This window comes from Streptomyces sp. NPDC059900, assembly GCF_050270335.1.
In the GTDB taxonomy this organism is placed as follows: Bacteria; Actinomycetota; Actinomycetes; order Streptomycetales; family Streptomycetaceae; genus Streptomyces.
In genome coordinates this window covers 1-11,044 of record NZ_JBNNJZ010000264.1, presented here as the reverse complement: position 1 = coordinate 11,044, position 11,044 = coordinate 1, and the positions used below count along the sequence as shown (strand labels likewise).

The following is an 11,044-nucleotide window of genomic DNA, read 5'->3' as shown; positions in this document are numbered from 1 at the left end:
CGCCCCGACCACCCGGTCCCGGCTGTCCGGGCCTCCCGTCCGGGTTTCCCGGCCCAGCCTCCCGGCGCCGCCCGCCCCGGCTGCCCGGTCCCGGCCGTCCGGGCCACCCAACCCCGACCATTCGTCCCGGCCGTCCGGGCCACCCAACCCCGACCATTCGTCCCGGCCGTCCGGGTCACCCGGCCCCGGCCTCCCCGCTCCGGCTGTCTGGGCTGCCCGTCCGGGCCTCCCGGCTCCGGCTGCCTGGTCCCGCCCGTCCGGGCCGCGCCCCGGCCGCCCGGCGCCGCCGCCCCAGGCCGCTCGGCCCAGGTCCGCCTGGCTCACCCGGCCCGGTCGCCTCAGGTCACGAGGCCCTGGCCCGCCTGGCTCGCCCGGCCCCGGCCGCGCCGCCCCGGCCCGCCCAGCTCACCCCGTCGTTCCCGGCGTCCCGCCTCAGGTCACGCGCCCCCGGTGCTTTTCAGCCCCGGACGTTTGGGTGGCTGAGCCCCGGCGCCGCCCACCGGCTAGGTGACCGGGGCCTTGGCTCGTAGGACTGTCAGGAATTCCCTCATCCAGCCCGAGTGGTCCGGCCAGGCGCGGGAGGAGACCAAGGTGCCGTCGACCACCACCTCCGCGTCCTGGAACGTCGCGCCCGACGTCTGCATGTCCAGTTCCAGGGCGGGATACGCCGTGACCCTGCGGCCGCTCAGGCCGCCGATGGCCGCCGTCAGGAGCGGGCCGTGGCAGATCTGTGCGACCGGCTTGTCCGAGTCGAAGAAGGACTTGAGGATCTTGCGGAGCTCGGGGTCGTTGCGCAGATACTCCGGGGCCCGGCCGCCGGGGATCACCAGGGCGGCGTACTGGCCGGGGTCGACTTCGGAGAAGGCGAGGTCCGCGGGCCAGGTGTAGCCGGGCTTCTCCGTGTACGTGTCGAAGCCCTGCTCGAAGTCGTGCACCACGAACTGCAGCTTCTTGCGCGCGGGGGCGGCGATGTGGACGTCGTACCCTTCCTCGCGCAGCCGCTGGTAGGGGTAGAGGACTTCGAGTGACTCCGCTGCGTCGCCGGTCACTATCAGGATCTTGGCTGCCATCGGTACCCGTTCCCCAATCGTGGGCGGACCGGTCGCGGACGGACCGGTCGTAGGCGGACCGTCCGTGCGCGGACCGGAGCCGGTCCCTCGCGCGCTGTCCGTCCCTCCCGCTCAACGTGCATCCGCCCGTCCGGTTTGCCAAGAGGGCCCACCGGTTCGGGGCGGGGGTCCGTCGTCGACAGATGGCGCGAAAGTCTCTGTGCAGAGTGTCAAAGTTCCACCCCTGGTTTTGTACACATACGGCTCATGACGATCCCCGGGTGGAGGGCGATAGCCTTGACCCGTGATCAGCGCGATATCCCGCGGGGGCGTGTACGCCCCCGCCCTGCGCCCGGGGAACACGGAGGACATCCGTGCCCGGGGCGTCGCTGACGCTTCTTCGCGGTGCGGCCAGCCACCTTTCCCACGCCATCGGTCAGCGAAACCGCTGAAAATGGCGGATAACCGCCCGCTCATCTCTCACCGCGGCATAACGTCGACTTCGACCGGAGACCCCGCGTCGCGGCGTTACGTCGGATCGTTTCCTTCTACGTCACGCAACGGCGCGCGACAGGAGTCAGAGGACAATGCAGAACAAGCTGGACGAAGCCAAAGCCGAGTTGCTCACCAGGGCGGCCCGGGTAGCTGAGAACAGCCCGGCCGGGGGCCGCCTACCGAGTGGCGCACCAGCCGGGTCGAAGGGCAAAAAGGCCACGCCCGACCAGGACACGGCCCTTGCGTTCCTCCAGCGCTACTACCTGCACACCGCCCCGGAGGACCTCGCCGACCGCGACCCGGTCGACGTCTTCGGAGCAGCCTTCTCGCACTACCGCCTCGCCGAGAACCGCCCGCAGGGCACGGCCAACGTCCGCGTGCACACCCCGACCGTCGAGGAGAACGGCTGGACGTGCAGCCACTCGGTCGTCGAGGTCGTCACCGACGACATGCCTTTCCTGGTGGATTCGGTCACCAATGAGCTCACGCGGCAGGGCCGCGGCATCCACGTGGTCATCCACCCCCAGGTCGTCGTACGACGGGACGTGACCGGCAAGCTCCTCGAGGTCCTCACGGAACCCGGCACGGAGCGCCCGCACGACGCGGTCACCGAGTCCTGGATCCACGTCGAGATGGACCGCGAGACCGACCGGGCGGACCTGAAGCAGATCAGCGCCGATCTGCTGCGGATCCTCTCCGACGTACGCGAGACCGTCGAGGACTGGGAGAAGATGCGCGACGCCGCGCTGCGCATCGCCGACGAGCTTCCCACCGAGCCGACCGCCGACGACCTGATCGACCAGGAGGTCGACGAGGCCCGTGAGCTGCTCCGCTGGCTCGCCGACAACCACTTCACCTTCCTGGGCTTCCGTGAGTACGACCTCACGGAGGACGACTCGCTCACCGCCGTGCCCGGCACCGGCCTCGGCATCCTGCGCGCCGACCCCAAGCACGAGGGCGAGGAGGACCACCCGGTCAGCCCCTCCTTCAGCCGGCTGCCCGCCGACGCGCGCGCGAAGGCCCGCGAGCACAAGCTGCTCGTGCTGACCAAGGCCAACAGCCGGGCGACCGTGCACCGCCCGTCCTACCTCGACTACGTCGGCGTGAAGAAGTTCGACGCCGAGGGCAACGTCATCGGTGAGCGGCGTTTCCTCGGGCTCTTCTCCTCCGCCGCGTACACCGAGTCCGTGCGCCGCGTGCCGGTCATCCGCCGCAAGGTCCAGGAAGTCCTCAAGGGCGCGGGCTTCTCGCCCAACAGCCACGACGGCCGCGACCTGCTCCAGATCCTGGAGACGTACCCCCGCGACGAGCTCTTCCAGACCCCGCCCGACGAGCTGCGCGCGATCGTCACGTCCGTGCTTTACCTCCAGGAGCGCCGCCGGCTGCGGCTCTACCTGCGCAAGGACGAGTACGGGCGCTACTACTCCGCCCTCGTCTACCTGCCGCGCGACCGCTACACCACCGGCGTACGGCTGCGGATCATCGACATCCTCAAGGAGGAGCTCGGCGGCGACAGCGTCGACTTCACCGCCTGGAACACCGAGTCGATCCTCTCCCGGCTGCACTTCGTGGTCCGGGTCCCGCCGGGCGGCAGGCTCCCGGAGCTCACCGACGCCGACACCGACCGCATCGAGGCAAGGCTCGTCGAGGCCGCCCGCTCCTGGGCCGACGGCTTCGGCGAGGCGCTGACCGCCGAATGCGGCGAGGAGCGCGCCGCCGAGCTGCTCCGCCGCTACTCCGGGGCCTTCCCCGAGGGCTACAAGGCGGACCACACGCCGCGCGCCGCCGTCGCCGACCTCCAGCACCTGGAGCAGCTCAAGCACGGCCGCGAGGACTTCGCGCTCAGCCTGTACGAGCCGGTGGGCGCCGCCCCCGGCGAGCGCCGCTTCAAGATCTACCGCTCCGGCGGCCAGGTCTCGCTCTCCGCCGTCCTGCCGGTGCTCCAGCGCCTGGGCGTCGAGGTCACCGACGAGCGCCCCTACGAGCTGCGCTGCACGGACCGTACGAACGCCTGGATCTACGACTTCGGCCTGCGCCTTCCCAAGTCGCAGAACGGCAACGGCGACTATCTCGGCGACGACGGCCGCGAGCGCTTCCAGGAGGCCTTCGCCGCCGCCTGGACGGGCGAGGCCGAGGTCGACGGCTTCAACTCCCTGGTCCTGCGGGCCGGGCTCAGCTGGCGGCAGGCGATGGTGCTTCGCGCCTACGCCAAGTACCTGCGCCAGGCCGGCTCCACGTTCAGCCAGGACTACATGGAGGACACCCTCCGCAACAACGTCCACACCACCCGCCTGCTCGTCTCGCTCTTCGAGGCGCGGATGTCCCCGGACCGCCAGCGCGCCGGGACCGAGCTGACCGACGGGCTGCTCGAAGAGGTGGACGGCGCGCTCGACCAGGTCGCCTCGCTCGACGAGGACCGCATCCTGCGGGCCTTCCTCACCCTCATCAAGGCGACGCTGCGCACGAACTTCTTCCAGGAGGCCGTGGGCGGCAAGCCGCACAGCTACGTCTCCATGAAGTTCGACCCGCAGGCCATCCCCGACCTCCCCGCGCCCCGCCCGGCGTACGAGATCTGGGTGTACTCGCCGCGCGTCGAGGGCGTGCACCTGCGCTTCGGCAAGGTCGCCCGCGGTGGTCTGCGCTGGTCCGACCGGCGTGAGGACTTCCGTACGGAGATCCTCGGCCTGGTCAAGGCGCAGATGGTCAAGAACACCGTCATCGTGCCGGTGGGCGCCAAGGGCGGCTTCGTCGCCAAGCAGCTGCCCGACCCGTCCGTGGACCGCGACGCGTGGCTGGCCGAGGGCGTGGCCTGCTACAAGACGTTCATCTCGGCGCTGCTCGACATCACCGACAACCTGGTGGCCGGCGAGGTCGTGCCGCCCGCGGACGTCGTCCGGCACGACGAGGACGACACCTACCTCGTGGTCGCCGCCGACAAGGGCACCGCGACGTTCTCCGACATCGCCAACGAAGTCGCCCAGTCCTACAACTTCTGGCTCGGCGACGCCTTCGCCTCCGGCGGCTCCGCCGGTTACGACCACAAGGGCATGGGCATCACCGCCCGCGGCGCCTGGGAGTCCGTCAAGCGGCACTTCCGGGAGCTGGGCACCGACACCCAGTCCGAGGACTTCACGGTCGTCGGCGTCGGCGACATGTCCGGTGACGTGTTCGGCAACGGCATGCTGCTCTCCGAGCACATCCGCCTGGTGGCCGCCTTCGACCACCGGCACATCGTCATCGACCCGAACCCGGACGCCGGGACGTCGTACGCGGAGCGCCGCCGCCTCTTCGAGCTGCCGCGCAGCTCCTGGGCGGACTACAACAAGGAGCTGCTCTCCGCGGGCGGCGGGATCTTCCCGCGCAGCGCCAAGGCGATCCAGCTGAACAACCACATCCGCGAGGCGCTCGGCATCGAGCGGGGCGTCGCGAAGATGACCCCGGCCGACCTGATGAAGGCGATCCTCCAGGCGCCGGTCGACCTGCTGTGGAACGGCGGCATCGGTACGTACGTGAAGTCGTCGGCCGAGTCGAACAGCGACGTCGGCGACAAGGCGAACGACGCGATCCGCGTGAACGGCGCCGACCTGCGGGTCAAGGTCGTCGGCGAGGGCGGCAACCTCGGTCTGACCCAGCTGGGCCGCATCGAGTTCGCGCGCGACGGCGGCCGGATCAACACCGACGCCATCGACAACAGCGCGGGCGTGGACACCTCCGACCACGAGGTGAACATCAAGATCCTGCTCAACGCGGTCGTCGCCAACGGCGACATGACCGTCAAGCAGCGCAACAAGTTCCTCGCCGCGATGACGGACGAGGTCGGGACCCTGGTCCTGCGCAACAACTACGCGCAGAACACCGCCCTGTCGAACGCGGTCTTCCAGTCCCCGTCCCTCCTCCACGCCCACCAGCGCTTCATGCGCCGCCTGGGCCGTGACGGTCACCTGAACAGGGACCTGGAGTTCCTGCCCACCGACCGGCAGATCCGGGAGCTCCTGAGCTCCGGGCGCGGGCTCAGCCAGCCCGAGCTCGCCGTGCTCCTCGCGTACACGAAGATCACGGCGGCCGACGAGCTGATCCAGACGACGCTGCCGGACGACGACTACCTGCGCGGACTGCTGCACGCGTACTTCCCCGAGGCGCTGCGGGAGAAGTTCCCCGAGCAGGTCGACGGGCACGCGCTGCGCCGCGAGATCGTCACCACGGTCCTTGTCAACGACACGGTGAACACCGGCGGTTCGACGTTCCTGCACCGGCTGCGCGAAGAGACGGGTGCCTCGCTCGAAGAGATCGTGCGGGCGCAGCTCGCGGCCCGCGAGATCTTCGGCCTCGGCAAGGTCTGGGACGCGGTCGAGGCGCTGGACAACGTGGTGGCGGCCGACGTGCAGACGCGCATCCGGCTGCACTCGCGCCGCCTCGTCGAGCGCGGCACGCGCTGGCTGCTCAACAACCGGCCGCAGCCGCTCCAGCTCGCCGAGACCATCGACTTCTTCAGCGAAGGCGTCGCCGAGGTCTGGACCGAGCTGCCCAAGCTCCTGAGCGGCTCCGACCAGGAGTGGTACCAGGGCATCCGCGACGAGCTGACGGGCGCGGGCGTTCCCGACGAGCTCGCCCAGCGGGTCGCCGGGTTCTCCTCGGCCTTCCCCTCGCTGGACATCGTGGCCATCGCCGACCGCATGGACAAGGAGCCGATGGCCGTCGCCGAGGTCTACTACGACCTCGCCGACCGGCTGCGGATCACCCAGCTCATGGACCGCATCATCGAGCTGCCGCGGGCCGACCGCTGGCAGTCGATGGCGCGCGCGTCGATCCGCGAGGACCTGTACGCGGCGCACGCCGCCCTGACGGCCGACGTGCTTGCCGCCGGGAACGGCGAGGACACTCCCGAGCAGCGCTTCAAGGCCTGGGAGGAGAAGAACGCGGCGATCCTGAGCCGGTCGCGGACGACCCTGGACGAGATCCAGAGCTCGGACGCGTTCGACCTGGCGAATCTCTCGGTCGCCATGCGGACGATGAGGACGCTGCTGCGTACTCACTCGTAATCCGTCGTACGCCGACGTAATCCGTCGTACGCCGAAAGGGCGCCCCGGGTCCGATGGCCCGGGGCGCCCTTTCGTGTCACCGGACTGGGCCAATCACACCCTCCTGAAGGGCGCTAATCGGGCAATAGCGATACTTAGTAGGATGAGCCGGAATGCGACTGGAGGGACACATGGGAGCGATAGGTGAGCGGGTGACGCCGCAGGAACGACCCGATGTGTCCGTAGTGGTGATCGTCTACAACGATGCCGAGCGGCTGCCGACCGCCGTGCGATCGGTGCTCGACCAGACGCTGCACGGCGTCGAGATCGTCATCGTCGACGACTGCAGCACCGACGACTCGTACGCCACGGCGCAGCGCCTGGCCGCCGAGCACCCCGAGCGCGTACGGGCCTACCAGCTGCCGGAGAACAGCGGCGCGGGCGGCGAACCCCGCAACGTGGGCATCGGCCACACCGTAGGCACGCACGTGATGTTCCTCGACAGCGACGACGTCCTGGAGCGCAACGCCTGCCGCAACCTCCTCGAAGCCGCCGAGCGCGACGGCTCCGACATCGTCTCCGGGCTCTGCGTACGCCTGTCGATGGACACCCGCAACAAGAAGCGCGACCAGTGGTACCCCTGGCTCTACGCCACGACCCGCACCCTGGAGTCGGTCACCGAGCTGCCCGACCTGTTCGTCTGGGACACCCTCTCCACGAACAAGCTCTACCGCCGCGACTTCCTCGTCGAGAACAGCCTCCGCTTCCCCAAGGGGATGTTCTACGAGGACCTGATGTTCATAGCCGAGGCCTACCTCGCCGCCGAGCGCATCACGCTCATACCGAACCAGGTCTATTTCTGGCACGTGCACGAGCGCGCCGCCGCCAAGTCGGTCACCAACCGGCGCCACGAGATGACCAACTTCCGGCACCGCCTGGAGATCCACCGCAGGATCGACGCGCTGCTCGCGGAGCGCGGCCTCGACGACCTGCGGCTCTTCAAGGACATCAAGTTCCTCAAGCACGACCTCGTGCTGCACCTGCGCGACCTGCCGTTCCGCGACGACTCCTACCGCCAGGAGTTCGCGGGCCTGGCCCGCGACTATCTCGCAGGGCTTGATCGCGCCGCGTACGACGAGGTGCTTCCCGTCCAGGCCATCTGCGGCTATCTCCTGGAGCAGGGCGACTGGGCGAACCTGCTGCCCGCCGTCGACACCCTCACCAACCGCGACAAGATCTCCTCGCCGCTCGCCGAGCGGGACGGCCGCGTGTACTGGTGCGCCGAGCACCTCGACGACCCGTTCGGCCGCGGGGTCCTCGACGTGACCGAGCTCGGCTATCACGGCAAGCGCTTCGACCAGATGTTCCTGCGCAACGTCCTCACGCGGTACGAGGAGTCGGCGGGGACCGTCCGCATGGCGGGCCGCATCGTCAACCCGCTCGGCATCGTGCGCCCGGACGCCGTGCTGACCGCCGAGCTCGAGTTCACCGCGCGCCGCCGCAGCCTCCAGTCCTTCCGCTTCCCGGTCTCCGCCGTGCGGTACGAGGGGGAGAGCGTCACCTGGGAGGCTTCCGTCGACCTCGCGCGGCGGCTGCGTCCGCTCGGTGTCGTGGACGCGGTGTGGGACGTGCGCCTGCACCTCACCGCCGACGGGGTGCGCACCAGGACGCGGCTCACCGCGTGCGATCCGGGGCTCGCCGAGGGCAGGCTGCCGGTCAGGCCGCGCCTGACCCGGCTGGTCGCCGACCACATGGAGCCCGAGGTCTCGCAGCGCGGGCACCTGGCCTTCCGGCTCGTCACCAGGGACTCGGCGAGCGGCCGCATCCAGGACCTGGTGGCGCGCGGCACGCAGGGCGTGCCGGGGCGGCTCGCCAAGTCCGGCTTCCACAAGGCGAAGAAGCTGCGCAAGGACCTCACCTCCGGGAAGAGCAGACTGCGCGTGTATGACGAGGTGTTCAGCAGGCTGCCGGTGAAGAAGGGCACGGTCGTCTTCGAGAGCCACCTCGGCAAGCAGTACAGCGACAGCCCGCGGGCGATCTACGAGGAGATGCGGCGCCAGGGCCTCGACTTCGACGCCGTGTGGTCGTACGCCGGGAGCCCCGAGGGCTTCCCCGCGGACGCGACGCTGGTGCGGCGCTGGTCCCTGCCCTACCTCAGGGCGCTCGCGCAGGCCGAGTTCTGGGTCGACAACCAGAGCTACCCGCTCAAGCTGACCAAGCGCCCCGAAACGACGTACATCCAGACCTGGCACGGCTCGGCGCTCAAGCGCATGGGCTTCGACGAGCCCGCCTGGAAGCTGCGTAGCAAGGCGCGGCAGGACGAGCAGGAGCGGGTGCTCGCCCGCTTCGACCGCTTCCTGATCCGCTCCGAGCACGACGTGCGCACCCTCGCGAAGGCCCTGCGCCTGAAGGAGAAGGTGCTGCTGCGGGTCGGCTACCCGCGCAACGACGCACTGGTGCGGTCGAAGCAGCTGGAGGACGCGAGCGGAGTGCGCGAACGCGGGCCGCTGGCCGCGGAGCTCGGCATCCCTGAGGACAAGCAGGTCCTGCTGTACGCGCCGACCTTCCGCAAGCACGGCGGGCGGCACGGGCGCTTTGAACTGCCCTTCGACGTGGAGCGGTTCGCGGAGGAGTTCGGCGACCGGTACGTGCTGCTCGTACGCTCGCACTACCTCAACCACGTGGTGCTCCCGCCGTCCGTGCGGGGCCGCGTCATCGACGTCTCCGCGCACCACGACGTCACGCCGCTCTACCAGCTCGCCGACGCGATGATCACCGACTACTCGTCCGTGATGTTCGACTACGCGCTCCTCGACCGGCCGATGCTGTTCTTCACGTACGACTACGAGGAGTACGTCCACGAAGGGCGAGGCACCTACTTCGACCTGCGGGAACGGGCTCCAGGGCCGGTGGTCGACACCGAGGACGAGCTGTTCGCGGCGCTGAAGGCGCTTGACGAGCAGGTCCTCGCGTACGCGGAGGCGAGGGCGCGGTTCGTGGCGGAATTCGGCGAGTACGACCGGGGCGACGCCGCCAGGAGTGTCGTCGAGCAGTTCTTCTCGCACTGGAGCGGCAAGTGAGTCAGACAGTGAGTGAGGCAGTGAGCCGGACGGCGCAGAAGACGCGCGACATCTACTTCGTCTCCAACAGCGTCAACGAGCTGGGCGGGATCACCAGTTGGTCCCACCAGATGGCCCGCCTCTTCGTCGAACGCGGCCACCGTGTGCACGTCATCGGCATCACGGAGCCCGGCGAACCGCAGGACATCGGCACGGACCTGCCGTACCCCACCACGACGCTGTACGACGAGCATCCGCCGCGCGTCGGCCCGGCGCGCGGCATCAAGGGGCGGCTCAACGTGGCCGAGCGGCGGCTGCGCGCGCGGCGCGAGCAGGGCATGCACGAGCAGGCCGCCAAGCTGACCGCGCTCTTCGCGCAGGCCGGTGCCGGCGCCGTCGTCATCGTCACGCAGGTGTGGGCGATGGAGTGGGTCGAACTGGCCGACACCAGCGGCCTGCTGGTCATCGGCATGAGCCATGAGTCGTTCGGCTACTCGCAGGCGTCCTCGCGCGGCGCCCGGGTGCGCAAGCACTACAAGGACATCGACCGGATGCTCGCGCTGACCCGCGAGGACGCCGACCTGTGGATCAGGCGGGGCATGGACAACGCGTCCTTCATGCCGAACCCGCTGCCGTTCATGCCCGACGTGCCCTCGCGGCGCACCGAGAAGATCGTCACCAGCATCGGCAGGCTGCACGACCAGAAGGGCATCGACATGCTCCTCGACACCTGGGCGGAGGTCGCGCCGCTGCACCCGGACTGGAAGCTGCGGATCTACGGCTCCGGCGAGGACGAGGAGCAGCTCAGGACCCAGTGCACGGCGCTGGGCCTGGACGGCTCCGTGGAGTGGATGGGCCGGACCGGCGACGTGCCGGGAGCCCTGCGGGGCGGGTCGGTGTTCGTGCAGTCGTCACGCGGTGAGGGCTTCCCGCTCGCCCTGATGGAGGCGATGGCCACCGCGGTGCCGTGCGCCGCCTTCGACTGCGCGCCCGGCGTGCACGAGATCGTGCAGGACGGCGTCGACGGGCTGCTCGCGCGGCTGGGCAACACCGGTGAACTGGCCCGCAGGCTGGACACGCTGATGTCCGACAAGGAACTGCGGGACCGGATGGGGGAGCTGGCCAGGGTGAACATCCAGCGCTACACGACGGGTGAAGTCGTGCGGCGCTGGGAGGAGTTGTTCGCGTTCCTGGAGCGCTGAGTCCGCTCTCCGGGCGGTGCGGGCTACTTCTTGCCGCCCGTGAACTGCTCGTACTCCTTCAGTACGTCCGCCGTCGGGCCGTCCATGCGCAGCTCGCCGTGTTCGAGCCAGAGCACGCGCTCGCAGGTGTCGCGGATCGACTTGTTGTTGTGGCTGACGAGGAAGACCGTGCCCGCGCGCTTGCGCAGCTCGCGGATGCGGGCCTCCGAGCGCTTCTGGAA

Annotated in this window: 4 protein-coding genes and 1 pseudogene; 3 read left to right on the top strand and 2 right to left on the bottom strand. The window is 69.8% G+C overall.

What is annotated here, in order from left to right:
* Positions 1-503 precede the first annotated feature (503 nt).
* A complete protein-coding gene (locus ACQKIP_RS27980; RefSeq protein ID WP_365857191.1) occupies positions 504-1,070 on the bottom strand; it encodes a DJ-1/PfpI family protein in 567 nt (188 codons plus the stop codon).
* Positions 1,071-1,636: 566 nt separating this feature from the next.
* On the opposite strand from ACQKIP_RS27980, the gene ACQKIP_RS27975 reads away from it, so the two are divergent.
* The 3 genes from ACQKIP_RS27975 (at position 1,637) to ACQKIP_RS27965 (ending at position 10,823) form a co-directional block, all read left to right on the top strand.
* Positions 1,637-6,583, top strand: coding sequence for an NAD-glutamate dehydrogenase (locus ACQKIP_RS27975; protein ID WP_365857193.1), 4,947 nt, complete (start codon positions 1,637-1,639; stop codon positions 6,581-6,583).
* 170 nt (positions 6,584-6,753) lie between these two features.
* Positions 6,754-9,642, top strand: coding sequence for a bifunctional glycosyltransferase/CDP-glycerol:glycerophosphate glycerophosphotransferase (locus ACQKIP_RS27970; RefSeq protein WP_365857195.1), 2,889 nt, complete (start codon positions 6,754-6,756; stop codon positions 9,640-9,642).
* 8 nt (positions 9,643-9,650) lie between these two features.
* Positions 9,651-10,823: a glycosyltransferase gene (locus ACQKIP_RS27965; RefSeq protein WP_365857197.1), complete on the top strand. Its 1,173-nt coding sequence runs from the start codon at positions 9,651-9,653 to the stop codon at positions 10,821-10,823.
* 23 nt (positions 10,824-10,846) lie between these two features.
* Here ACQKIP_RS27965 and ACQKIP_RS27960 read toward each other — a convergent pair.
* Positions 10,847-11,044, bottom strand: a pseudogene (locus ACQKIP_RS27960) (ABC transporter ATP-binding protein); the annotation flags it as partial.

Excerpts from the sequence above, each read along its gene's own strand:
- ACQKIP_RS27975 (WP_365857193.1), top strand. The coding sequence starts at position 1,637 with ATGCAGAACAAGCTGGACGAAGCCAAAGCCGAGTTGCTCACCAGGGCG.
- ACQKIP_RS27980 (WP_365857191.1), bottom strand. The coding sequence starts at position 1,070 with ATGGCAGCCAAGATCCTGATAGTGACCGGCGACGCAGCGGAGTCACTC.
- ACQKIP_RS27970 (WP_365857195.1), top strand. The coding sequence starts at position 6,754 with ATGGGAGCGATAGGTGAGCGGGTGACGCCGCAGGAACGACCCGATGTG.